Here is a 26,942-nt window from a genome sequence, read left to right as displayed (position 1 = left end):
TAATAAGTAAGGATTATGAAATCAATTAGAATTATCATCGCAATGTTAGCCGTTCTCCCATTCCTGACGGCTTGTATCGACGAAGATTATCAGAATATCGTGCTTCAGGGCGACCCATTGATCAATGCCTCTTCTATTGGCAGCACCCAGATGGGCCAGGAGTGCAGTTTCAACGTTAACTGTTCTGATAAAACCCATACTGCTCTCTCAACCCTCAAAGCTGAACTCTGTTTCAGCGGCGAGGTAGTTGACCAGAAAACTATCCGCACTAAGACCGAGGGCGACTATAACGTGAGCCTGAATGTGCCTTTCCTGCAGTATATCCCTAATGGTGAGGCTATCGTACGCTTGACACTGCAGAACGTTACCACCTCAAAGACCATTGTCGAGGTGCCTGTTCAGGTAGAGCGCCCACACTTCAGCAATCTGCAGTTCGTTACCTCTGATGATGAGGTTTATCCTATGACCGAGGGTGATGACTATAACTACTCTGTTACCTTCAATACAGTTCAGACAGCTTTCAAGGGTCACTTTGAGACCAGCGACGGTGAGTGGGTGTTTGGTAGCAACGGTTCTGAGATTGTTCTTGGTCAGAAGGGTAATATCGACTTCCAGACCGTTTCATCGGGCGATGTTGAGGTAACATTCAACACTCGCGACTATACCTATGGACCTCTTGAGGAGATTACTGTAGCTCCGCTGATGTTTACCGAGAGCGACAACGTGCTGACCCGTGAGATGGTTCAGGGCCGCCAGTACACCTTCCAGGGTATTGTAGACGATTCTTATTTCATCGACAACGACTTCTTCGAGAAGAACGACGATGATACCTATACTTTCCTCGCTATCGATGGTACTTATACGCTGACTGCTTATCCTAATTATCAGTTCCTGCAGGTTTATGCTGGTACCAAGGATGCACCTGCTACACTTCAGGCAGATGGCTCTGGCGCCCTTTGGGTGATTGGTGGCAATGGCATCAACAAGCCATATCTCACCACCTCTAATAATAACGGCTGGTGGACAGGTACAGAGTGGGATCAGGCAACATCGCAGATTCGTAACAAGGTATATCAGTTAACGCTGACTGTTGGCAAGCAGCTCTCTGCTACCGATGTTAACTTCAAGTTCTTCGGCCAGCCTAACTGGGGTACAGAGTTCAAGGGCGATGGCAGCGACCACTCACTCACCTGCGACAGCGAGATCTTCGGCGTGGGCGATGGTAACGGTCACGACAACGGAAATATCTACCTCAAGGATGGTGTTACTCTGAACGAAGGCGATACCTATATCTTTACCGTCGATCTGACTGCCGGTTGCGCTAACGGTAAGCTCATCGTTAAGAAGGGCGCTGGTGCTGGCGTGCAGACTGTAGAGCTTGAGGATAAGGCCATCCAGACTATGACTATCAAGAAGGGTATGACCTTCGAGTTTGGTGGCATCGTAGCTGACGACTGGTTTGTTGATAACGACTTCTTCAAGAAGAACGACGATGGTACTTACACCTTCCTCTGTATCAATGGAACCTACAACCTGAAGGCCTACGCTGATTATAAGTATCTGCAGGTTTATCCTGCTAACGAAGATGGCTCGGCTGCTACTATGCAGGAAGACGGTACTGGCTCTATCTGGGTGATTGGTTCTAACTGCGTGAACAAGCCTTACCTGACTTCAGACAATAACAAGAGTTGGTGGACCGATCCTGACTGGGATCAGTGTATGGCGCCTATCGCCGCCAAGAAGTATCGCATGACCTTGACAGTTGGTCAGCAGCTTGCAGCATCAGATATCAACTTCAAGTTCTTCGGCCAGCCATCATGGGGTATTGAGTTCAACGGTCAGGGTGGCAACTACCACCTGGACAGCGACAACGAGTGGTTCCGTGTGAATGCAGCCGATAGCGACAACGGCAACATCTTCCTGAAGGATGGTGCTACGCTGAACGATGGCGATACCTTCGTCTTCACTATCGACCTGACAAACGGCATCGCCAATGGTGTGCTGACAGTAGAAAAGAAATAGTTTCCTCTCTCTATAATTAAATGAGGCGCGGCTCTTATCTGGGTTGCGTCTCTTTTTTGCGTTATTCCTGTTGATTTTTGAATATTTGTTGTATCTTTGTAGATGTATCCAAAGAGGTAAAAGAGGTACAAAAGGAAATAGGTCTCGAACACTTGGAGTTCGATGCCTATGAGAAGCATTTGAACTGGACAGACTAATAGTAAGCTCAGTCCTTACGTAATCAGGATTGCAGTCCTCTGCCTAGAGGACTGCAATCCTTTGGTTAAAGGACTCGAGTCCTTTAGGCAGAGGACTATAAAAAACTCTAGGCAGCTACCTTGCGGTGACTGCCTAGATATTTAGAGTTTGCATTATCTACAAGAGATTAATAACCAGCGTTCTGCTTTTTTGTGAGTAAAGGTTGGAATACTTCAGGGCGGTCGAGGTTGACCATATCGGCTTGTTTGTCGATGACCAGTTGGAACTGCGAAGTGTCATCTTCCTGACATGCTGCCATTACCTTTATACCATGCTTGTGGCAGTATTTACGGAATTTATCTGTAATCTTTTCTGGTGCTATCTCTACAAAGGATGGCTTACAGATGGCTTGCCAATACTTCAGACGGTCAATATCCCCTGCATTTACCTTGATCTTCATTTCTGGGGCCAGTGTAATAAACTCACGGAGCATGCCCTCGTCGGCAAACCAAAAGAAGCTGTTATCTGCAAAGCCTTTCTCTCGCACTAAGTGAATCAAGGCAGGAATGGGTGTTCCACGCTTCACGTCGAAAAAAACTTTGGCCTTGCCCTTCAGGTAGTCAAGCATATAGGCTATGGTAGGAACGGGTTCGCCTTGATACAATAGGCTAAACCAGCTGCTGGCATCGAGTTTGCCGACATCCTTAGCAAGCATATCGGCAAGTCTTCCTTTACCGTTGGTGGTACGGTCGAGTGTCTCGTCGTGCAGGTTGAAAAGCACGCCGTCTTTCGACTTGCGTATGTCCAGCTCTATCCATGTTGCACCATATTTCAGCGCAGAGTCGGTAGAGGCAATGGTGTTCTCGGGCGCCAGGGCATTGGCTCCACGATGAACCACTATCTCAATATTCTGGGCAGCCACCGTGGTGACTGCCCAGCATTTATTAATAGGGTTATTATCTATAAAAGATTAGTAACCTGGGTTCTGCTCCCAACCTGGGTTCAGGTCAAGCACTGACTGCTTTACAGGGAAGATACGATGACGCTTGTCGAAGTTTGCATCGGGGAATCCTTGATAATGAGGGAAGAACTCATCCTCGAAGTGACCAAAGCGAATCATATCGTTACGACGCCAGTTCTCATCGAAGAACTCACGACCACGCTCCTCGTAGATTTCCTCCAGTGTAGGCTCAGCAGTAATCTGAGGTGCACCAGCGTAAGCACGAATCTGATTGAAGAGATCCTTAGCACCAGTCTTACCTATACGTGCAAGGGCCTCAGCCTTCATCAGCAGGATATCAGCATAACGGAATATTGGAAGGTCATTAGACTGGCTACGTCCATCTTTATTACCAGGCTCGTATTTTACATTGTAGTCACCTGGGATGAGGAACCACTTGATTGAGTGGCAACCCTGCTGAAGAGCATTATCGTCATTACCAACATCGATAGTATTATCCTCCTTAATGAGTGTGATGTCTTCTGTAAAGTGCACCTGCTTATTATTATACATGAAAGGCTCAGAAGTTGGCTGCAGAGTCTTGGGATCACGATTGTAAACATCGCCACGCAGAATACAGAGGTTACGGATGTCACCATCGAGACAGAACAACTTAGCAAACTCAGGTGTCACAACCATGTTTCCACCAAACGAATTAGTGAATTTTTCGGTTGAGCCATAATAGTTGGGGAGTAATCCCTTCATCTGCTTAAACGAGCGAGGACGAGCGTACTGCATACCAGGAAGGGTAAGTACATCATAAGGCATAACATAGATAAAGTCTTCTACATGAGAACCATTATCATAAGAGAACTTGTGAAGATAGTCAACAGAACCGAGATTGAATTTACCGCTATTGATAATCTCATCACAAACCTCAACACAAGCATCAAGCTTTGGATTGGCAGCAGTTGCTGCATCATACTGGTCAACCGACTCTGCTGTATAAACAGCCCAGTTGATGTAAAGCTTAGCCAATAATGCCTGAGCCATGTATTTTGTTGGCTTACCGTATGTATTCTCTGTTAACTCATCTGTCAGCGAAGGAATGATTTCAATAAGCTCACTTTCAATCCATTCGGCAACTTCCTTACGTGGAGAACGGGCAACAACCTCACCTTCGGCAGGCACCTTCTCAAGAATAGGTGCATCACCAAAACTATCCATCAACACCCATGTAAAGTAAGCACGCATGGCGCGAGCTGGAGCTGTCATCTGTGCCGAAGCACTACTACCCAATTCCTCAAGTACAGTATTTGCCTTTGTGATACCAGAAGTAACATCATCATACCAATCAAGTGAAGCATCAGTAGCTCTACTGTCATGAAGTGCCTGATGAGCGTAAGTACCACTATCATAATAACCTCCATCGAAAGCAAGAGGTGTAAACTCATCTGATGCAAGACACTGAGCCTCCATATAACGACGACCAAGTGTTCCTGAAAGATGGAAATAAACGTCAGCCATCTTTGCTTCTACCATAATCATAGGATCTACACCAGAATTCTTACTGGGGTCCTCAGTATATTGTGAACTTGGATTTACGTCCAAGTTGGTACAGCTGGTTAACGCTACGGCAAACATGCCAGCTGCAAGGAATACTTTATTTAGTTTCATAATACTTGAATCTTATTAAATGATAATAACTTTATTTCTTCTTGCCATCGCCAAAGTTAATCTTCACACCAACCATGAAGGTACGAGCGTGTGGGAAGCGGCTCCAACGATAGTCAATACCAGGGTCGATACCACCGAGGTTAACCTCAGGATCAAGTCCCTTGTAGTTGGTGATAGTAAGAAGGTTGTTAGCTGTACCATAGAGGGTAAGATCCTGAATCCAGTTGTTGAAACAGTTACGGAATGTGTAGCTCAGAGAGAGAGACTGCAGACGAACATAGGTACCCTTTTCAATCCAACGGTCAGATGGGAGTGAACCAGAAGCATCACCAGCTGGGAACGACAGGAACTCCTTCAGCACGTTCTTTCCATCAGAGAACAACTGTGCACTGGTGTAGTGAGCACGTGGGCTGTTGTAAACATCATTGCCGAATACGCCAGTAATAAAGGCGTTCAAACTCCAATCCTTATAAGTCAGGGTATTGTTCCAACCTGCATTCAGCTTAGGCTGTGCACAACCTGTAATAGAACGATCCTTCAGACTTGGGTTATTTGTGGTTTCGCCTGTACGATTACCATTCTCGTCCAATACATAATACTCTGAACGGCCATTAACTGTACCTGCATACTGATAGGTATAGAATGTACCAATAGGCTCACCCTCCATAATACGCTGGGTCCATCCATCAGAAGAAACACCAGCTACGTCAGGATCACCCTGAGACAGGTTAGTTGTATGATAAGTCTCGTTCTGCATTTTGTCAACTCTGTTCTTATTATGCGACAGGTTGATAGTGGTGCTCCATGTAAAGTTCTTAGTGCGAACAGGAACGGCATTAATCGAGAACTCAATACCCTTATTGGTCATCTCACCAACGTTAGCATCCATCCAACCATATACATACTGTGTAGTAGAAACAGGATAGCCCCAAATCAGATCCTTAGTTTTCTTGTTATAAACCTCAACAGTACCGTTGATACGACCACGCAAGAATGCGAAGTCAAGACCGATATTCAGCATTGATGTGGTCTCCCACTTCAAGTCAGGGTTAGCATTCTTGGTAGCACCATAAGTACGATAGGTCTTGCCATCGTATTTAAATGTACCAGAAGCTCCATAAGTTTCGTATGAAGAATAAATATCGAATCCCATAGCATTACCTGATACACCATAACCAGCACGCAACTTCAGGTTATCAAAAATCTTCTGATTCTTCATGAAGCTCTCCTCTGTGATGTTCCATGCAGCTGATACTGATGGGAAGGTACCCCAACGGTTATTCTTACCGAATACTGAAGAACCATCACGACGAATAGTAGCCTGCAGCATGTAGCGGCTATCGAACGAGTAGTTGGCACGTCCGTAGAACGAGATGTTCTTTACATTCTCAACATAGCCGCTTGATACAGAGTTCTGAACGCCGAGAATAGTCTGTGCATACGACATATTATACCATGTCAGGTCATCATTATAGTACCCCTCAACACTCAGACCAAAGCCATCATTGTTCTTCTTCTTTTCCCAAGTGTAACCAGCCATCAGGTCAATCTTGTGCTTACCTGTTGTAAAGCCGTAGTTCAGATAGGTCTCGAAGGTCTGCTCGTAGCCAAAATAGGTATTGCGGCTGGCCTGACCATTCTTATTACCAACACCCTCAATCTGAGAATCGCGAGTATTGTATGCACTATATGTGCTCTGATAGTTGCTCCAAGAATAGTTTACATTCCAAAGGAGGCCCTTCAGAATCTCAAGTGTGGCCTTACCGATAAACTGGTTACGCTTCCAGATGGTCTCAGAGATATTCTCCTCCATCAGAGCCAGTGGGTTGTAGTTCTTTGATCCCTTACCAATTGACCAAGTTCCATCAGCTTCTCTGATAGGATTGGTTGGCGAGTAGTAGTTCATCGCATCGAGAACAGAAGCACCCTTGTCACCTGTAGGCACACCAAAGTGCTTACCATACATAGCATTCAAACTCATCGACAGAGTAAGGCGATCCTTCAGCGTCTTAGTAGAAACAAGTGAACGTAAATTGAAACGATCCATACCTGTCATCTTAATAACACCTTCACGCTTCATCAGGTTACCACTAATCATATAGTTGGTACGACCATTTCCACCAGTAATACCTAAGTTATGATTATGGCTAATACCTGTACGCAGCACTTCCTTCTGCCAATCAACATTAGCGCCTCCATCCTTAAGAGTAACACCATTCTTCGAGGCGTACTCACGCAATTCTGCAGCAGTAGCCACATCGTACTTCTTCAGGATATTGTCGAATGCCACATAACCATTATAGGTAACATTGGTTTTATCCTCACCACCCTTCTTGGTTGTGATGATGATAACACCGTTGGCAGCCTTAGAACCATAGATAGCGGTAGCAGTAGCGTCACGCAGTACGTCGATGCTCTCGATATCATCAGGAGATACAATAGAGATATCAACACCAGGAATACCATCTACAACATAGTATGGCGACATAGCACCTGTACGCAGTGTAGAAGCACCACGCAACGTGATGGTTGGTGAACCATTTGGGTCGGCTGTTGAAGAAACAACCAGTCCGGGCACCTTACCCTGCAGCATCTGACCTGGATCGGTAAATACACCTCGGTTCAAGTCCTCTGCTTTAACTGTGGTAATAGATGAGGTAACGTCCTTACGGCGCATAGTACCATAACCTACTACTACAACTTCGTTCAGCACCTTGTTGTCCTCCTCGAGAGTAACCTTCATGCCGTTCTGGGCAGGGAGAGTCTGAGAATTGTAGCCTACATACGAGAATGTAAGTCTGGCGCCTTGTTTAACTGTGAGTGCGAAGTTACCATCATAATCAGTAACTACACCATTGTTGGTTCCTGCCTCCAGAACGCTTACGCCAATCAGAGGCTCACCGGTAGCGTCCAGTACAGTTCCCGACACCTTGTTCTGTGCCAGCATCACTGTACTGCACAACAGAAAGAACACGAAGAACATGGCCTTCTGAGTTCCTTGCTTGAGATTTAGGATCTTTTGCATAATTATTAATAAAAGTTAGTATAAAAGAAATTATTTAAATTGTTATTCAATCACAACTGTAGCGTTTTCGGTTATCAGAGGAACCTTCATGCTCTTCATGGCTTTCAGGTTGGCCTTGATAAAACCTTCGCCTTTGCATGGTCGTTTGTCCATGCTGCGGCTGCCTTCGCCAAGAAGTCTTACGCGTACATTATTAAAAAAGATATCCTTCACTTTACCAGCTACGTCGCCACCTACAAAGCAGCCGTTCTCGCTGGTAGCGGTGATGTTATTGAAGTAGATACGGCTCACCTCGCCGCAACGGCCTTCAATCTGTCCCTTGGGGAATCGCCAGTTGGCATCCTTGTGGTTGCCGTTGGCGCGTGGGTAGCTGGTTACATAGATTGGCTCAGCCTTTCCCCACCATACGTCGCTCCACAGGTGGCAATCCAGTTGGATATTCGAGAAAACCACATCGGTCACAGTACCCTCGTCGCGATTCTGGATACCTAGACCACGGTTTGAACCAGTGATGATGCAGTTGTCGAATACTACATTATATATAGAATCCATGTTCTCGCTACCAATCTTGATGGCGCAAGAACGAGATGACATGACACAGTTGGTGACGGTGATGTCGTGACAAGAGCCGTATTGCTCGAACTCGCGACGGTTCTTCAGGCAGATGCAGTCGTCGCCACTAGTAATGTGGCAGTTAGCGATGCGAACATTCTTTGAATGGTCGATGTCGATACCATCTCCATTGCGGATCTTCAGGTTGTTCAGCAGATTGATCCCCTCGATGACTGCCTCGTTGCATCCAATCAGGTGTACTGTCCAATAAGCACCCTCTTTGATGGTTACATCGCGGATGGTGAGGTTCTTGACATCAGTAAGTGTCAGTACATGAGGGCGTGGATCGAAAGCCTGGTCGGCCAGAGGCTTCAGCTCGTAGCTGTCGCTCAACTCAGCTCCCATAAAAGCGATACCATTTCCGTGGATGGTGCCCTTACCGCAAATGCTGATATTCTCGGCGTGGTTGGCCCAGAGCCACAACATACCTTCGCCTCGGTTCTCGCCAAAGGCACTCAGGTGGTAAATGCTCTCATCGGGATTGGCTTTCAGTGTGGCTGTAGCTTCGATGTATAATTCGACGTTGCTCTTAAGCTCGATGGGGCCAGCCAGGAAAGTGTGGTTACGTGGCAGTAATACTCTGCCGCCTCCCTCCTGCGAACAGCGATCGATAACGCGCTGAATGGCCACGGCATCGTCTGTGATACCATCGCCAATAGCTCCTGCAACCGTCACATCGTAAATCGTCTGTGCCGCTGATGACATGATTGTCGCCCAAAGCAGAATAAACTGCAACAACGTTCTTTTGGTCATTAACAATATTAGTAGTAACGAATAATTCGCTGCAAATATAGTATATTTTCTGAATAAAACAAAATTTTTAGCAAAAAAATGTTATCTTTGCATCCAAAAAGAAGATTTTATTCAATTAAAAGTCGATATTATGACAGATATTTGTTGTATAGGGCATATAACTCGTGATAGGATTATCACACAAAATCCGCCAATGACAGCCCATTGTGCTGGCGGATCGGCGTATTATATGGCTTGGGCTATAGAAAAGTTGAAGAATTCGGAAGGAGAAGAATCTCAATCTCCGTCATTCCATATGATTACTTCGGTGAGCCAGGAGGTGATGCCGGAAGTCGATAAACTACGTAAGGCAGGTATTCGGGTAACAGCCTTTGAAAGTCCTACAAATGTGTTCTTCGAGAATAAGTATGGTGAAAATATGGACAACCGAACCCAGCGGGTTTTGGCAAAGTCGGCACCATTTACGCTCGATCAGTTAAAAGATGAACAGGCTCGCGTGTATCATCTGGGTACTTTGCTGGCAGATGACTTTGCACCAGAGATAGTAGAGTATCTGGCCAGTAAGGGTGATGTGAGCATAGACGTTCAGGGTTATCTGCGCAAGGTGGATGGCGAACAGGTAAAAGCTGTGGAGTGGACTGACAAGCTGAGATTGCTGAAGCATACGGCTATCCTGAAGGTTAACGAGTGGGAGTGCCTGACACTTACGGGCATTACCAATCCTCGTGAGGCTGCCCAGCAGATACATGATTGGGGAGTACGTGAGGTGATAGTAACATTAGGAGGTGGCGGCTCTATGATTCTGGCCGACGGTAAGTTCTATGAGACTCCTGCTTTTCCGCCAGCTAAACTGGTGGATGCTACGGGATGTGGCGACACCTATAGTGCTGGTTATCTGTATGCCCGTGCTAAGGGTATGGGCTATGCCGAGAGTGGACAGTTTGCCGCTGCCATGTGTACGCTGAAACTTGAGCATACAGGACCCTTTGCTCATCATATAGAAGATGTGTACCAAGTCATAAAGAAAAATAGTTGAAAATGTATCAAATATTATAGGATTTGTTGCTTTTAAGGGTATATTGTTGGTCGTTTGGTTTTTTCTGACTATCTTTGCACCAAATTGCATTTATTTGAAACCTGAGTATGAACAAACGATCAATTCTAACAGTAATGCTTGCGGTGGCCGCAATGAGTGTCCAAGCGCAAGACAGACTCTATGCCGATGAATTCCCTTTGGGAGATGTAACTCTGCTTGACGGGCCGTTAAAGAAGGCTCGCGACTTGAATATCAGTACGCTACTCAAGTATGATTGCGACCGCTTGTTGGCGCCTTATCTGAAGGAAGCAGGACTAACACCTAAAGGCAAATCGTATCCTAACTGGGATGGCTTGGATGGACATGTGGGTGGACACTATCTCACGGCTATGGCTATCAATGCTGCTACTGGTAGCGAGGAATGCCGCCAGCGAATGGAATATTTTATCAGCGAATTGCAGGCCTGTGCCGATGCCAATGCCAAAAACCATCCTGCATGGGGAAAAGGCTATGTAGGTGGCGTGCCTGGTAGTGATCGTGTGTGGGGTAACTTCAAGAAGGGTGACTTTGGAGCCTACTATAGCGCGTGGGTACCTTTCTATAATATACACAAGATGTATGCCGGACTGCGCGATGCCTGGGTGTATTGTGGCAACGAACAGGCCAAGCAGCTCTTCCTGGGATTCTGCGATTGGGCTATCGACCTGACAGCAGGACTTACCGATGCTCAGATGGAGCGTGTGCTCGACACTGAGCATGGAGGCATGAACGAGGTGCTGGCTGATGCTTATGCCATCACAGGCGAGCAGAAATACTTGGATGTGGCCCGCAGGTTCTCACATCGCCGATTGCTCAACCCGCTGATGCAGCGTCGCGATTGTCTGGACAACATGCATGCTAACACCCAGGTGCCCAAGGTGATTGGTTTCGAGCGCATTGCAGAATTGGGTGGTGATGAGGCCTATCATACTGCAGGTGCTTACTTCTGGGAGATTGTTACTGGCGAGCGTTCGTTGGCCTTTGGTGGTAATAGCCGTCGCGAACACTTCCCCAGCAAGGAGGCTTGTCAGGACTTTGTTCAGGATATCGATGGTCCAGAAAGCTGTAACACCAATAATATGCTGAAGCTGACTGAGGATCTGCATCGTCGTAACCCTGAGGCTCGTTTTGCCGATTTCTACGAGTTGGCTACTTTTAATCATATCCTGTCAACCCAGCATCCTGAGCATGGAGGCTATGTTTACTTCACCTCAGCTCGTCCCCGTCATTATCGCAACTACTCTGCGCCAAACGAGGCCATGTGGTGCTGCGTGGGTACAGGTATGGAGAATCATGGCAAATATGGTCAGTTTGTATATACCCACAATGGCGATGCCCTGTTTGTGAATCTCTTTGTGGCTTCAGAGTTGAACTGGAAGGCCAAGGGTATCCAACTTCGTCAGGAAACAGGCTTCCCTTATAGCGAGTCAAGTCGCATCACTATTACTCAAGGCAAGGGTAAGTTTGCTCTTCAGGTTCGTTATCCAGGTTGGGTAAAGCCAGGAAAGTTCGAGGTAAAGGTGAATGGAAAACCCGTCAGCATCGTTACTGGCCCTTCGTCGTATGTCACCATCGACCGCCAGTGGAAGAAGGGTGATGTGGTTGATATTCAGTTCCCCATGCATAACAGTGTGAGATACATGCCTAACCTTTCGCAGTATATTGCCTTGATGCATGGTCCTATCATGCTGGCCATGAAGACAGGTACTGAGGATCTGGCTATGCTGATAGCTGATGACAGCCGATTCGGACAGTTGGCTGTTGGTAAGAAACTGCCTATCGACCAGGCACCTATCTTAATTAATAACGATATCGAGAGCATTGCCAATCAGTTGCAGCCCGTAGCTGGTAAGCCTCTGCACTTCACACTATCTACCAAGATGGTAAACGAAATTAGAAACGAGCTGATGCCATTCTTTGAGCTTCATGATTCACGCTATATGATGTATTGGCTGGCCCTCTCTGAGGATAGCTATAAGGGCTATCTTGATAACCTGGCCAAGCAGGAACAGGAGCGACAGGCTCTCGAGGCTCGCACCACCGATAAGGTTCAGCCAGGCGAACAGCAGCCTGAGAGCGACCACTTTATGGAGACCGACAACTCGACGGTAGGAAACACCAACGACGTATTCTTCCGTGATGCTCGCGATGGTCATTACTTCAGCTATCTGATGCAGACTGGCGGAAAGACCAATTTGAGTCTGCGTCTGAAGTATTGGGGCGTAGGCGACTGGAAGAACCCAGAGTTCGACATCTTTGTAGATGATGCACTGGTGACAACGGTTAACCTTGTGGGCAAGTATCGCACCTCGCAGTTCAAGTTCGAGGAGTATCCCATCCCAGCTGAGCTGCTGAAGGGTAAGAAGCAGGTACGCATCAAGTTCGTAGCCAAGCCCCACAAGCAGGTTGGCGAGATTTACGAAGTGAGACTCATTAGTAACAATCAATAAATAAACTATGTACAAACGAACAATGCTTAGTGCTGTCCTCGTGGCAGCCACGATGGGTATGAATGCCCAAAAGCCAATGAAAGCCCCAATAGGCGGTAAGGCTATCAGCGACGAATTGATTGGCATTTTCTTCGAGGACATCAGCAGCTCGGCCGATGGTGGACTCTATGCCGAGTTATTACAGAACGGCTCGTTCGAGTATAGTCCTGTTGAGAAAGACGGTTGGGGCCCAGGTACCGCCTGGAAGATGATCCGCCCAGGCCACTCTACTGGATGGATTGAGCCACGTATGGATAATCCTGTTCATGCTAACAATGCAACCTATATGCGTCTGCATACTGAGCGTGCCAAGCAGTATTACGACTACACTGGTTGGACTGGCTTTGGTATTCAGAACGACGGTTTCAGCGGTATCTCAGTAAAGGCAGGCGAGAAGTACAACTTCTCTGTATTTATGCGCAATGTGAGTGGTGATGCCAAGAATGTACGTATCGTGCTGGTTGAGCCACAGCCAGGATGGCCACCCAAGGATCCTAAACTGTTGGCCGAGACCACTATCAGAGTAAGCAATAAGGATTGGACCAAGTATGAGGCTGTGTTCACATCTACTGCTGACAGTAAGAAGGCTGCTCTGCAGATGTTAGTTCTCACTCCTGGTGATATGGATGTAGACGTTGTGTCTCTGATACCCGAAGATACCTATAAGGGCCACGGCCTGCGTAAGGATCTGGCTCAGGCATTGGTCGACCTCCAGCCAAAGTTCATGCGCTTTCCTGGTGGTTGCGTAGTCCATGGTGGTGGCGACGGTTTCTGGAATACCTATCGTTGGAAGACCACTATCGGTCCGAAGGAGCAGCGCCGTCAGATTAAAAACACTTGGGGTTATCATCAGAGTGTAGGTCTCGGCTATTTCGAGTACTTCCAGTTCTGTGAAGATGCTGGTATGGAGCCTCTGCCAATCCTGCCTTGTGGTGTTAGCTGTCAGGGCGCCAATGGTGGTTGGGGCATGAAGAATCAGGCTCAGGATGTGGTGCCTATGAGCGAGATGGACGAGTGGGTTGACGAGGCTATCGACCTGATTGAGTGGGCCAATGGCGATCCTGCTACCAACAAGTGGGCTAAGATGCGTGCCGATGCTGGTCATCCCAAACCATTCAACCTCAAATACCTTGGACTTGGTAACGAGGAGCGTATATCTCCAGAGTTTGCAGAGCGTTTCAAGTATATCTATGATCGCGTAACCAAGGCTCATCCTGAGATTGTCATCGTAGGTACAGCTGGTCCTGGTTCTCATCCTGGCAACCCTGATCTGGAGAATGGATGGAAGCTGGCAGATGAGACTGCTATGCCAGTTATCGATGAGCACTACTATGAGCCACGCGACTACTTCCTCTCTTCACGCCAGTATGATTACTACCCACGTGATCGCAAGACCAAGGTTTATCTGGGTGAGTATGCTGCTAAGGACAAGAAACTGATTGATGCACTGGCCGAGGGTTTGTATCTGCTTCATGTTGAGCGAAACGGCGATGTAGTGTCTATGACCTCTTATGCACCTCTCTTCGCAAAGAAGAATGCAACCAACTGGAATCCAGATTTGATCTACTTCGACAACGAGCGTCCTTTCCTCACATGCAGTTATTATGTTCAGCAGATGTTTGGACAGAGTGCAGGTCAGTATTACTATGGCGACTGTGTTAATATTGAGAATCCTGATGTAGCCCCACGATGGAAGGGACTGCCCGAAGGACAGGAAAGCGGCTTCCTGCAGGGACAGAGTGTTGTGCTGAATGCCAAGACCCGTAAGCTCTATGTTAAGCTGGTAAATGCTTCTGACAAGGCTAAGGAGGCCAAGGTGAACCTGAGTCGCTTTGGTTTGAAGAAGGCTGCTGTTAAGACAGTTCTCGCTGGTCAGCCTAACGACGAGAATAACTACGATGCTCAGCCCATCGCTCCAAAGAAAGAAACAATTAAGGCCCAGAAGAAGTTCAACCTCACTCTGGAACCTTATTCTATGGTTATGTTTGAGTACTCGCTATAATTATCAGTACTTGAAGCTACTGCCGCCTACGAACTCTCTCATGATGCTCGTGGGCGGTATTTCTTTATCGCTGATGGGGATAAAATAGCGCAGGAACTTCAGTAATCTGTGGGCTTCGGAATACTCGGGACAGTTCTTCTGTACTGACGACAAGATAAGCTCGGCATGGGTGCGCAGTACGGCAAATTCGATGTTAAGAGCCGAGTTGAACATGACATCGGCCGTCTCCTGGAAGGGGAAGATCCATTGGTCCTCGGCCTCGCAAACACTCTTCCACTGACTGATGGTTTCACGGGCAGAGAAGGCGCCTTTGTTGTAATCGCGGATGATACGACGTAACAATCGGTTGTCCTGTGTGGGAATCCAGTTGTGGTCGTCGAGCGAGATGCTGGTAAGGGCTGAGATATAGATCTTGTATTTCTTAGAGTTGTCAATCTGGCTGGTGAGCAGCGGGTTCAGGGCGTGGATGCCTTCGATGATGAGTACACTGTCGTTGCTGAGTTTGAACTTCTTGCCGTTCCACTCACGTTTGCCGGTCACAAAGTTATACTCGGGCACTTCTACTACTTCACCCTTCATCAATCGCTCCAGATGCTCGCCTAACAACTTATAGTCGACGGTTTCGATATTGTCAAAGTCGTACTGGCCATTGGGCAACTTGGGAGTGTCGATACGATTTACAAAGTAATCGTCGGTTGAGAATGAGTAGGGTCGCAGTCCGCAGGCCAGTAATTGTACCGACAGACGCTTGCAGAAGGTTGACTTGCCAGAACTTGAAGGACCGGTGATGAGTACCAATCGGATGGGATTCTCCTCGTCGTGGAATCGGCGGTCGATCTCTTCGGCAATCTTTACGATTTTCTTTTCCTGTAGAGCCTCGCTCACCTGAATCAGTTCAGATGCATGGCCTCGAAGTATGGCTTTGTTTACATCGCCTGCATTCGAAAGGCGCATGATGATGTCCCAACGTACCTTTTCGGCAAACATCTCGAAGGTACGAGGCATGTTTACCCTCTCTGATAGTTTCAGTGGGTTGTTCTTGTCGGGTACACGTAGCAGCAAACCATCGTTCAGACGCTCAAGTCCCCATACTTTCAGATAGCCAGCCGAGGGCACAAGCGGACCATAATAATAGTCGACAGTATCGCCCAGCATATAGTAATCGGTATATATCTGTCCGCTGGTCTCAATCAGCTTGACCTTATCAGAGAAGCCACGTTCGCTGAACACACGTACGGCCTCTTCGGTAGTAGCCTCGGTGCGGCGGAAAGGCATATCCTGGACTATGATTTCCTGCATGCGTTGGCAGATGCGCTCAATATCATTGTCGGTAAGTGGCTCATTGCCGCGCTTCTTGAAGTTGCAATAGTATCCGCCTGACAGCGGGTGCTCGATAAACAGCTTGCTGCCAGGGAAAACATCGCAAGAAGCCTTGTAGAGCACGAAACACAGTGAGCGAACATATACTCGGCGGCCTGAGCCATCGCGGGCATCGATAAACTCGACGTCGCGATTCTGATACAAACGGAATTTGAGTCCCTGTGAGGCATTGTTAACCTTGGCCGACACCACAGGGAAGGTCATATTAAGATCGGGGGCAAACTCCTGATAGACATCTACCAGCGATGTGCCCTCTGGAAAACTCTTTGTAACGTTGTTGTTTTTACAGCGAATTTGTAACATGGTATTAATGTTTCTTGAGACTTACTTTGTCGATGGCAATCTTGGCACAGCCAATGCCGATAATGGCCAGACGGGCTTTGCTGCATGTGGCGATGGCTGCGAACTGTCTGTCGAACTGTTGCCATCCTTGGCCTTCAACTCTGATGGTTGTCTCGGCAATGGGCTTGCATTGCTCGTCAATTAACTGTACGATGACCAGTTTGTTGCCTTCAGTGCGGTTTTCGGCCTTGACAGCAGGGATGTTTCTCAGAGCTATCGACAGGTCGTATTTAGTACCCTCGGCCACATCTATGCCGTCGACACCACTGTTATAGAGTGTATCGCAGCAAATAACGGCATAGTGGGGATTGTTGGCACTTATGGGATCAACATGTGTAACGACTACTGGCTTGCGGCTATCCCAGCCTGTGGTGGCGCTGGTACCGCGCTGTACTCTTGGGTTTAGTTCAAAATCACCATTCTTAATAAGTTCCTGTGCACTGATTGTTACGGCAGTAAAGGCCATAACAAGTAGCAACGACAGGTGTTTAACGTTTATCATACAGTTATATAAAAAGTAAAGTATTTATTTTATGCGCAGGCAGAGCATGCTGAGGTCGTCGTTAGGATCGGCGCCGTTACGATGGTGCTTAACCTCGCTCTTCATTGTCTTTATCACATCACGTGGACTCATCTGGCTAGTGCGCTTAACAATGTCAAGCAGTTTCTCATCACCAAACTGAACTTGCTGGGGATTCTCGGCTTCATTCAGTCCGTCGGTATATACAAACAGCAGTCGGCCGCGGATGTCTTCTATGACCTCGCCAGTAAACTGGAGTCCTTCCCATAGTCCGATAGGAGCATTAGATTCCATTGGGATAAACTTACTCTCGTTACCGTTGCCCAAAACAGGAGGATTATGACCGGCATTACAGAAGTCGAGCTTTCCTGTTGGCAGGTGTACCATACCAATGAACATGGTTACGAACATACCATCGTCATTGTGCTCCACCAGCTCGGCATTCAGTTCGGTGGCAATCTTTACAGGCGTGTAGCCACGCTTAGCCATGGCGCGGAACAGTCGTATTGCCTGTGCCATGAACAAGGCCGAGGGCACTCCCTTGCCTGAAACGTCGCCCACGCAGAAGTGCAGATAATCACCGATAATCAAGTAGTCGTATAAATCGCCACCCACTTCCTTGGCCGGAGTCATAGAGGCATAAAGCTCAAAGTCGTCACGCTGTGGGAATTCGTTGGGCACAATAGACTCCTGGATGTGGCGGGCAATACGTAGTTCGCTCTCAATCTTCTCCTTTGCCGATGTTGTCTCTTCAAGTTGGTTGTAGGCCTCCTTCAGTTCTTCGTGAGCTTTGGTAAGCTTGATGGTAGATTTGTGCTTGTAGAGCATGTAGGCAATGAAGAATGCTGATATGAGTATGATAGTTATCAGAGCAGCTAATTGGCGCTCGCGAAGCATGGATGCCTTCTGCTCGGCAATCTTACTTTCTTTCTTCTGCGTATCGTATATGGTGGCCAACTCAGCCGCATCTTCATGTTTATATCTGTCGATAGCTGCACTCAGCGAGTCGCATATATAAGTGCTCACAGCATAAACCGTGTCTTTGCGGCCTGCCATACGGTTGGCTTCGTATTTCTTCAGTAGAAAGTTCTGAATATTGTCGAATGTAAACTCCATATGGTAGAGGTCTAACAACTTGTTAAGATGCTGAAAACAGTCGGCTGCCTCGCTCCATTTCTCTGTATCAATCAGATATTCGCCTTCATCATATATACCCTCTATACTCTTGCTGAACTCTGTCTTTTTGAATTCGCTGTAAGCAATGTACGCATCTAACTCTTGGTCGAGGTTGGCCAATGCGGTGGCACTGTAAATGTTCTGGCGGGCTCGCTGCTTATCAAGATAAGAACTACTGGCACCAGGAAGCTGTTCGTATTTGTCTAATAGCTCTTCATAGCGTTTGCACCAATACACTGTCTTTTCATATTGGTGGATGGTGAGGCAGTTGTAGGCAATATTGACAATACCTGCAATTGCTGATTTATATTCGTCCTGCGACGGATTGTTCTTTAAGTGCTCAAGATGTTTTGTATATGCACGTTCAAAGATGTTGGTGTTACCCTCGCCTAAATTGGCAAAGCGCGACTGACCGCAACCTATGAATATCAACAGGTTGATGTAATCGCTTGTGGTATCGCAGTGTAGCTCTTCCAGTTTCTCAACAACAGGGATGGCAAACTGCAGTGTTCCTTCATAGTCGCCCTTCACGCATTTAAGGTTTGCTAAACGGCTTGCTGACTTGGCGTAGTATTCTACCTCTTCCGGATTCTTGAAGTCGGTTATAGAACTACCTGATTTCTTCCAATAATACTCTGCCGCACGCTTCTTGCCCATATGATCGCTGGCATAGCCGCGCCAATAGTACGATTTTACAGGAGAGAGCGCTCCTATCTTTTCCAGACTATCGGCCAAAGCCAACAACAACGGATAGTCCTTCTGCTTGTAAGCATTAAGGACTAATCCGTCGGCTGTATTTTTCTCAAGTCTTGTCTCTTTCCGTTCGCCGCATGCTACTATAAGCATGATAACCAATGAGAAACAAGCTAGTAGTCTAATAGCTCTTTGGCTCATTCTTTTGCCCGATTATTATTTCTTGTGGGCAAAGATACGGAAAAAGTTTGAAACTTGCAAGTTATTCTATCAAAATATTGCGTAAAATTGCTCTTTTATCCGCGAGCCTCAATCTCACGATTGATTTCATCAAGCCTCTCATCAGTAAGAGGATACTTATAAATAAGGTAACCTACAATGATAAGAAGAATGGCGGGGATAATGGTGGTGAACAGCAGAATTGCATTCTGTGCGGTCTCAGAATAGTTGGCCAACTTGGTATAATAGGCATTTACAGGAGCGCTGATGAATGATGCCAGGAATACTACAACAAAGATGCTGAGTACCAGCTGGAGACACTTGTTGGCCTTGAACTCCTGCCACATCTCGCCGAATGATACAGGCTTTTCGGGGGTGGTGGTGATATTCTCCTTGCTACCCATGAAGCAAAGCATCAGGAGAACAAAACCTACGAGTGCGAATACACATGTAACCGTAAACCAAGCACTTGGCTCGATAGGTAGTGCAGACTCTTCGCTGGCAAAGTTAAAGCCGATCATACCCATTACCAATGGTGTAATCCAACCTGCAATTGAGAAACCTGCCTTGAAAGCAACACCGGCAAGGGCATTGACAGTAGCTGCGGGACGGTTGCCTGTACGGTACTCAGCCTCGGTGATAACCTCAGGTACCAATGCCCACATCAGAGAACCTACAAGAAGACCGACACCAGTCATAACCTTTGCAGTCTGAACAAGTGCATTATTATCTGCTACATCAAAGAATTTACCAATGGTGAATAAGATGGCAAATCCAACCAATCCAATGCAGAGAAGTGTATAATAAAGGCCTTTTTTGCCCAACAGTCTCTTCAGCATAGGCATAGCAGGAAGGATGACGAATGCAGGGATGGTACCGATAGCCATAAATGTGGCCTGATTCCAGTCGATAGCTGCATGTACACACATGGCGAGTCCGATGGGGAAGCCGGCCTGAACAACAATCTGACCAATGTTGGCGCATACCATACGTGTTGAAGTAAGAATCAGAACTTCATCGTTATCGCGAGTCATACTGGCCATAATCGAGCCGTAAGGTATGTTGACTACTGAATAGATCATGCTCAGTACGGTATAGCTGATGGTGGCATAGGCTATCTTCAGGCTCATTGACCAAGTGGCTACCTGAGGAAGCATCAGTAAGCAGGCTGCAACTGTAAGGGGAATACCTCCATACAGCAGGTAAGAGCGGTACTTACCTAGCTTGGGATTGCGGTTATCAATATATCGTCCTACTACTGGACTCCAGAAACAGTCGATGAGTCGAACGGCAAGAATCAATCCGCTGACAAAAGCCGGGTTCAGTTTCAAGACTGTTGTGAGGTAAATCATCAGGTAGCATGCTACCGTCTGGAAAATCAGATTCTGCGCCAGGTCGCCCGAGCCAAAGCCGATGCGCTGGAGCCATGAGAGCTTGTAGAAGCCTTTGGTTTCATTAGTTGTACTCATAATTACTATTGTTATTTAATTGTTATTTCGAATGAACTCATGGGCAGACCGCTTAGTGAGCGGATGTTTGCCTGCAGGGGGTTGTCTTTCCAAGCATAGCGGATGCTTAGAGGTGAGAGCGGAGAAGTTAGAGGTGAGAGGATAGTTATTCTGTTTCCTTCGGCAGTGGCTGTTGCATTAACAAACTTGCCATCTGTGCCTGCTACCTCTATTGTTTCAATCTTGCCCGACTGTATGGGCTGGTCGAGGGTAAGTATTATCTCGTTGTCTTTAACCTCAGTTGATACAACCTCGGGCGATAATTTCACCTTATTATTATATAATAGACGATCGAAACAAAGACTGATGCGCTCGGAAACTTCTTTCTTACGTAGTGGATGTATGTCGACGGTCTCGCCCAAATCATTAATAACTGCCAGTTCGGCTCTTGCGTCGGCTTTGGCTACAGTGCGCTGTGCTTCGCGCAATTGTGCCCAACCGCTATTTACAGGCTCTGGCTGTGCTGTTATCGGTCTTGGAAAGGCTGTCTGCTGGCGTCCGTCGTAGTTAGCCAACTGTACTATGACAAATGGCATCTGCTGGTCGTTCCAGCGATCACGCCAGCACCCCAGAAGTTTCTTCAGATAGTCGGCGTATGGAGCGGGATTGCCTGTGTTTGATTCTCCCTGATACCACACAACTCCGTTGATGGCATAGGGTGCCAACGGGTAGAGTACTGCATTATAGAGTGTGGTGGGCAGATTCTGTAGCGACACATCACCTCCTGGACATTGTGGCATCTCGGCACCAACGTGCATCTTCCAATTCGCATCCAAGGGAATAACATCTTTTGGCATGGGATTCTGCGACATGCGGTCGTCGCCGAAGCAAAGCATATATGGCTTCTGGGGGATGAAGTGAACGGCACCGTATTTGTTGATGAATCTTACGGCTATCACGTTGTCGCCCTCGTGCAGCATGCCTTCAGGTATATCATATCGGCGTGGAGGATACTGATAATAGGTGTGTCCTATCTCCTTGCCATTAAGATAAGTAATATCTTGGTCGAATAGGGTGCCAAGTAACAATCGTGCAGGTTTACCCGCGTGTTCCTTATCTATATTTATATGTTGGCGCAGCCAAACGCTGCCTGTGCCTCGCCATGCCCAGTTGTTTTGGTTTATCGTGGTCCATTGGCTGTCGTCGCATGCTGCATCAGCATATCCAGGGTCGTTCTGATTCAAAATGGCATCCCATTGACGATTAGCGGCACCATTGGCTTGCATTTGGGCTCGTATGTAGTCATCGCTCTGGTACATCTGTGTCTTCTTTATCAGCATGGGATAGTCGGCCTTAAGCGAATCTTCGCTAATCCAAGCCTCAATGGGCGTGCCTCCCCAGCTGTTAACGATGATGCCCTGTGCTACCTTGTTTTTCTCGAACATCTTTTTGCCCAGGAAGTATCCAACGGCTGAGAATGGCCATGCATTCTGCTTGTTCAGTGGTTTCCAGTTGATACTGGTGGGGCGTATGTCGTCTTTCACGCCATGCGTGCTTGTCTCGTTCTGTACGCGGAACAAACGAATGTTGGAGTTCTCGTAGTTATCAATCTCGGTAGTATATTGTGGATATACACGCTCAATATGTACATCGATGTTCGACTGGCCCGACAATAGCCATACGTCACCGATTAATATATCAGAGATTTCTCTCACTTCTCCATTCTTACCTCTCACCTCTAGTTTATAAGGACCACCTGCTTTCATCTTGGGGAGGTCAATTCTCCATTTTCCGTTGGCATCGGCCGTGGTGGTGTGTTCCTTTTTATTGAATCGTATGGTTACAGCCTCGCCTGCATCAGCTTTACCCCATATAGGGATGGCTTTGCCGCGCTGCATAACCATGCCCGACTGGAAAAGTTGGGGCATAGATATTTTTGCATCGGCAGTAGTAAGGCAAAACAATGTTGCGCAAAAAAATAATAATTTCTTCATAAAATGTTGCTTTGATGTTGCAAAAGTAACAAAAATCTTTGTTGAACATGTCAAAAATACCCATTTTCTTGCCCAATGACACATTTTGAAAAGCATCTGTAACAATTTAGAATGTCGGATGGTTATTTTTTCACTACCTTTGCAGCAGTTTTTTACACAACAGTATATGAATAAGTTTGCATCACAGCAGGTTTCATTAGGCGAAAAGGTGGGCTACTCGTTAGGAGATGCCGCCGCAAACCTTGTGTTCCAAATGATGATGATATTCCAACTGAAGTTTTATACAGATGTGTTTGGACTCAATGGTGCGATTGCTGGTTCGATATTGATGATAGCCAGTTTGTCGGCCATCATTGTTGATCCTAGCATAGGCCTGCTTACTGATCGTACTCATACCAGATGGGGAAAGTTCCGTCCTTGGATGCTTTGGACTGTCATCCCGTTCTGCTTGTTCTATGTACTGGCCTTCTATAATCCTGGGATTCATGAAAAGTCGCATGTAGCTATGTATGCCACAGCCAGCTATGTGCTTCTGATGACGGCTTATTCGTTCAATAACATTCCTTATACTTCTTTGGGCGGTGTGATGACGAGTGATATACGCGAGCGCACCAGTATCACCACCGTCAGGTTTGTTGTCGTTACCATAGTTCAGTTTGTTGTTCAGGGCTTAACGCTGCCTATGGTCAATCATTTCTCCGAGGATAGTACCTTGCAGCACGGCTGGACTTGTACCATTGCCATCTTTGCATGCATAGCATTTATATTCTTTATTATAACGTTTGCTGTAACCAAAGAACGCATACAGCCGCCTCCACGCCAGCAGATAAGCGTGCGCGAGGATATCAAGAATACATTCTCTAGCGTATCGTGGAACTCGATGGCATTGCTTACATTCTCACTGTTTGTTACATTAGCTATGTGGGGATCGGCCATGAACTTCTATTTCCAGTATAATGTTGATCAGAAGTCGCTTTACGATTTTCTGTCACATTTTATGACGCTTCATCCCGATAATGCCTATTCTGTAGGCTTCTCGGTATTCAATATGATGGGTGCTATCGTGCAGTTTGTGGGTGTTATCTGCTTCTCGCAGTATCTGGCCAATAAGTTTGGCAAGCGCAATACATTCAAGGTATGTCTCTCTATGACTGCCTTCCTAACTGCTCTGTTCTGCATTCCGGAGCCTACCGACGTGGGACTGCTTTTCCTGATTAACTTCCTAAGATCGCTGGCTTACGCTCCTACCATACCGTTGTTATGGGCTATGATAGGCGATGTGGCCGACCATATAGAATACGAGAATCATCGTCGTGCTACGGGTTTCTGTTTCTCGGGTATCGTTTTGGCTCTTAAGCTGGGTCTAGGCTTTGGTGGAGCTATTGCGGGTATCTTTATCTCTATGTTCGGTTATGTATCAGGTGGCGAGGCCACTATCCAGAACGAGAGTGCCATGATGGGTATCCGACTTGTTTCGAGCATTGTGCCTGCTGTACTGTTCATGGTTGGGGTGGTTGCTCTGCATTACTATCCTATTACTAAAGAATATAATGAGAATATGCAGGCCGAGCTGGCAGCGCGCCGCAGGTTTGCTAACCAGAATAATGTTTAATATCTAAAAAGGAAATTTGTTATATGAAACCACGTTATCTTTATCCCAAAGATTATTATGCAGATCCATCTGCTAATGTGTTTAACGGCAAACTTTATGTTTATCCCTCGCACGACTGGGAGGCAGGTGCTGCCTTCGATGATGATGGTGGTCACTTCCAGATGAAAGACTATCACGTTATCTCGATGGAGGATGTTGAGAACGGTGAGATTACCGATCATGGTATGATTCTGCATGTAGACCAGGTGAAGTGGGCTGAGAAGCAGATGTGGGATAACGATGTAGTTGAGAAGGATGGTAAGTACTATCTTATCTTCTCGGCTAAGGATTATAACGGCGTGTTCCACCTTGGTGTGGCTATCGCCGATAAGCCCGAGGGCCCATTCGTGCCTCAGGAGCACCCCATCCGTGGCTCGTTCTCTATTGACCCTAGCGTGTTTAAGGATGAGGACGGCCAGATATACTGCTACTTCGGTGGTCTGTGGGGCGGTCAGTTACAGTGGTACCAGGCTCCAGAGAAGCTTCTGAAAGAGGGCGGTGTTGACCTTGGACCTGCTGCCGATAAGAAGACTCAGCTCTTTGCTCCTGCCGATGTGCCTGCATTGTCGAGCTTTGTTGTTAAGATGAGCGACGATGTGTTGCAGTTTGCTGAGGCTCCACGTAGCGTGGTAGTTCTTGATAAGGACGGACAGCCACTGAAGGCTGGCGATCCTCATCGTTTCTTCGAGGCTTCGTGGATGCACAAGTATAACGGCAAGTATTACTTCAGCTATTCTACCGGCGACAGCCATATGCTTTGCTATGCTATCGGCGATAACCCATACGGACCATTCACCTATCAGGGTGTTATCCTTGATCCTGTAGTAGGTTGGACTACCCATCACTCTATCGTACAGTATAAGGGCGAGTGGTTCTTGTTCTATCATGATTGCGTTCCTTCGAATGATATCACCCATCTGCGTTCACTTAAGGTTCAGCGCCTGTTCTATAACGAGGATGGAACGATTCAAAAGGTTGTGAATGAATAAAGATTTAGACCTAATAACCAACTATTACATTACTCACCGCGGCGAGTTGCTTAATTATGTAAGTGCTCGCCTGAGTGGACGAGCAGAGGCAGAAGACGTGGTACAAAACGTTTTTCTGCGTCTGCTCACATCCACCAAACTTATTTCAGAGGTCACACTGCCTGCTTTGGTGTATACCACAGCCCGCAACATCATATTCGATATCAATCGTCGTCTTGCCAATGCCAACGATTACGAGCATTACATCCGTAAGGTTTGTAGTGATGAGCTTTCGGCCGATTCGGTTTATTCCATGCATGAGGTGATTGAGCAGATGGAACAGGGATTGGCTCGTTTGCCCGAGAACTTCCGTGAGGTTTATCGCCTGCACATCTACGATGGCATGAAGGTAAGCGAGATATCCGACTTTCTGGGCGATAACTACAAGAGTGTTGAGTATCGCCTGGGCACAGCCCGCAAGGTGGTAAGGAGTTATCTGCAAGCTATCTGAAAATCAGCACTTTCAATTTGTCGGTGGCAAACAGCTCGTTTGCTACTTTTTGTATGTCGCCGGCAGTCACCTTGTCGATGCTTTCAAACAGCTTGTCTACGTTTTTCTCCCAGCCGTAGTGCAGATAGCTCTTTCCGAAGTCGAGTGCAAACTGCTCTCGGTTATCGCATGCGATGGCAATCTGACCTTTCAGCTGCTGTTTGGCTGTTCGTAGTGCATGGGCACTCAGTGGTTTCTGCATCACCTTGTCGAGCTCACGACGTACCAGTCGCAGACATTTGTTCACGTCGTGTGGGTCGCAGCCAAAGTAGATGCTCCACATGCCGGTATCGCTGTAGCTCACCATGGTGCTCTCAACGGTGTATACCAGTCCGTTGCGTTCACGTAGAGCCAGGTTCAGTCGGGCGTTCATGCTTGGGCCGCCCAGTATGTTATTAAGCAGATACAGAGGTATGCGCATGGGGTGGTGGATGTCGTAACCCTTGGTTCCGATCATGACATGTGCCTGGTGCGAGCCGATTTCTTTAATGATTTGTTCAGCTGCTCCCCCTTGTTCAGCCGAATTTGTAATTAGGCTGGAGGTAATATCGGCATTTGCAATGCCGAGGGGATTGCCGCTCGGCATTGCAAATGCACCCGAACTCTGTTTAAACTCTTTTTCCAGTTGCTTCACCACCCATTTAAAGCTAACATTACCATAGATAAAGAACACAGCCTTTTCGGGCAGATAGTTACGTCGCACGAAACGCAGGGCATCCTCGGTCTTGAAGGTGCGTAGCTGCTCGGCCTGACCTAGGATGTTGTGGCCCAGCGGATGACCTTCAAACAGCATGTTCTCGAACTCATCGTATATCAGTTCGGCTGGTGAGTCGTTGTAGCTCTCTATCTCGTCGCATATCACTTCAACCTCCTTGTCGATTTCATGCTGTGGATAGGTGCTGTTAAACACGATGTCGGTGAGCAGACTTACCGCCTTGGCTATATGCTCCTTCTGGATGGCGGCATAGAAGGTGGTGTCCTCCTTGTTGGTAAATGCGTTCAGGTCGCCTCCCAGCTGCTCCAGACCGTTTATGATCTGGAGGGCATTGCGGGTGCGAGTGCCTTTAAACGTCATGTGCTCGCAGAAGTGGGCCATACCCTCTTCGCCAGACAGCTCGTCGCGTGTGCCCGCTGCTATCTGATAGCCGCAGTACACCACCTGCGCCACCGAAGGCTTATGAATAATTCTGAGTCCATTCTGGAGTGTATATGTATTGTAGTTAGTCATA

General features: G+C 47.2%; 17 protein-coding genes. 7 read left to right on the top strand and 10 right to left on the bottom strand.

Annotated features, from left to right (window positions below; genetic code table 11):
- Positions 1-15 precede the first annotated feature (15 nt).
- On the top strand, positions 16-2,022 hold the full coding sequence (locus BUB86_RS04155) for a DUF5121 domain-containing protein (RefSeq protein ID WP_073205924.1): 2,007 nt from the start codon (positions 16-18) through the stop codon (positions 2,020-2,022).
- Between the two features lie 364 nt (positions 2,023-2,386).
- Here the strand turns inward: BUB86_RS04155 and BUB86_RS04150 are convergent, their stop codons facing one another.
- From BUB86_RS04150 to BUB86_RS04135, 4 genes are read right to left on the bottom strand one after another with little or no spacing between them, the layout of a single operon-like run.
- Positions 2,387-3,121, bottom strand: coding sequence for a glycerophosphodiester phosphodiesterase family protein (locus BUB86_RS04150; protein ID WP_139261393.1), 735 nt, complete (start codon positions 3,119-3,121; stop codon positions 2,387-2,389).
- 48 nt (positions 3,122-3,169) lie between these two features.
- On the bottom strand, positions 3,170-4,816 hold the full coding sequence (locus BUB86_RS04145) for a RagB/SusD family nutrient uptake outer membrane protein (RefSeq protein ID WP_073205916.1): 1,647 nt from the start codon (positions 4,814-4,816) through the stop codon (positions 3,170-3,172).
- Between the two features lie 31 nt (positions 4,817-4,847).
- Positions 4,848-7,841 (bottom strand): SusC/RagA family TonB-linked outer membrane protein, encoded by a 2,994-nt coding sequence (locus BUB86_RS04140; RefSeq protein ID WP_073205911.1) that lies wholly within the window; start codon positions 7,839-7,841, stop codon positions 4,848-4,850.
- 42 nt (positions 7,842-7,883) lie between these two features.
- Positions 7,884-9,206 carry a glycoside hydrolase family 28 protein gene (locus tag BUB86_RS04135; protein ID WP_073205908.1) on the bottom strand — a complete coding sequence of 441 codons (1,323 nt, stop codon included), beginning with the start codon at positions 9,204-9,206 and terminating at the stop codon, positions 7,884-7,886.
- A gap of 130 nt (positions 9,207-9,336) precedes the next feature.
- Here BUB86_RS04135 and BUB86_RS04130 point away from each other — a divergent pair, with 130 nt between their 5' ends.
- The 3 genes from BUB86_RS04130 (at position 9,337) to BUB86_RS04120 (ending at position 14,772) form a co-directional block, all read left to right on the top strand.
- On the top strand, positions 9,337-10,242 hold the full coding sequence (locus tag BUB86_RS04130) for a PfkB family carbohydrate kinase (RefSeq protein WP_073205905.1): 906 nt from the start codon (positions 9,337-9,339) through the stop codon (positions 10,240-10,242).
- Positions 10,243-10,394: 152 nt separating this feature from the next.
- Positions 10,395-12,731, top strand: a complete 2,337-nt coding sequence (locus tag BUB86_RS04125; protein WP_254795089.1) for a beta-L-arabinofuranosidase domain-containing protein — start codon at positions 10,395-10,397, stop codon at positions 12,729-12,731.
- Between the two features lie 7 nt (positions 12,732-12,738).
- Positions 12,739-14,772, top strand: a complete 2,034-nt coding sequence (locus BUB86_RS04120) for an alpha-L-arabinofuranosidase C-terminal domain-containing protein (protein ID WP_073205899.1) — start codon at positions 12,739-12,741, stop codon at positions 14,770-14,772.
- Between the two features lie 3 nt (positions 14,773-14,775).
- On the opposite strand, the gene BUB86_RS04115 is transcribed toward BUB86_RS04120, so the two are convergent.
- From BUB86_RS04115 to BUB86_RS04095, 5 genes are all read right to left on the bottom strand, one after another.
- Positions 14,776-16,464, bottom strand: a complete 1,689-nt coding sequence (locus BUB86_RS04115; RefSeq protein ID WP_175549403.1) for a nucleoside kinase — start codon at positions 16,462-16,464, stop codon at positions 14,776-14,778.
- Positions 16,460-16,996: a hypothetical protein gene (locus BUB86_RS04110; protein WP_073205894.1), complete on the bottom strand. Its 537-nt coding sequence runs from the start codon at positions 16,994-16,996 to the stop codon at positions 16,460-16,462. The genes BUB86_RS04115 and BUB86_RS04110 overlap by 5 nt, the downstream gene beginning before the upstream one ends.
- A 24-nt stretch (positions 16,997-17,020) precedes the next feature.
- The gene (locus BUB86_RS16970; RefSeq protein ID WP_081373087.1) at positions 17,021-19,084 is read right to left on the bottom strand and encodes a PP2C family protein-serine/threonine phosphatase; all 2,064 of its coding nucleotides are present in this window, start codon (positions 19,082-19,084) and stop codon (positions 17,021-17,023) included.
- 95 nt (positions 19,085-19,179) lie between these two features.
- Entirely contained in the window at positions 19,180-20,571 is a 1,392-nt protein-coding gene (locus BUB86_RS04100; protein ID WP_073205891.1) for an MFS transporter, read from the bottom strand.
- A gap of 11 nt (positions 20,572-20,582) precedes the next feature.
- Positions 20,583-22,478, bottom strand: coding sequence for a sialate O-acetylesterase (locus BUB86_RS04095; RefSeq protein WP_175549400.1), 1,896 nt, complete (start codon positions 22,476-22,478; stop codon positions 20,583-20,585).
- A gap of 232 nt (positions 22,479-22,710) precedes the next feature.
- Here BUB86_RS04095 and BUB86_RS04090 point away from each other — a divergent pair, with 232 nt between their 5' ends.
- Genes BUB86_RS04090 through BUB86_RS04080 form a run of 3 tightly spaced genes read left to right on the top strand, consistent with a single transcriptional unit; the run spans position 22,711 to position 25,674 of the window.
- Entirely contained in the window at positions 22,711-24,156 is a 1,446-nt protein-coding gene (locus BUB86_RS04090) for an MFS transporter (protein ID WP_073205884.1), read from the top strand.
- A gap of 23 nt (positions 24,157-24,179) precedes the next feature.
- Positions 24,180-25,184, top strand: coding sequence for a glycoside hydrolase family 43 protein (locus BUB86_RS04085; RefSeq protein WP_073205880.1), 1,005 nt, complete (start codon positions 24,180-24,182; stop codon positions 25,182-25,184).
- Positions 25,177-25,674, top strand: a complete 498-nt coding sequence (locus BUB86_RS04080; protein WP_073205877.1) for an RNA polymerase sigma factor — start codon at positions 25,177-25,179, stop codon at positions 25,672-25,674. The genes BUB86_RS04085 and BUB86_RS04080 overlap by 8 nt, the downstream gene beginning before the upstream one ends.
- Here the strand turns inward: BUB86_RS04080 and BUB86_RS04075 are convergent.
- Positions 25,667-26,941: a M16 family metallopeptidase gene (locus tag BUB86_RS04075; RefSeq protein WP_073205872.1), complete on the bottom strand. Its 1,275-nt coding sequence runs from the start codon at positions 26,939-26,941 to the stop codon at positions 25,667-25,669. The two genes, BUB86_RS04080 and BUB86_RS04075, sit on opposite strands and share 8 nt — an antisense overlap.
- Between the last annotated feature and the right edge of the window lies 1 nt (position 26,942).

Source organism: Xylanibacter ruminicola, from assembly GCF_900142525.1.
GTDB lineage: Bacteria > Bacteroidota > Bacteroidia > Bacteroidales > Bacteroidaceae > Prevotella > Prevotella ruminicola_A.
Note: the sequence above shows the minus strand (reverse complement) of the source record. Positions and strands in the feature narration are given on the sequence as shown.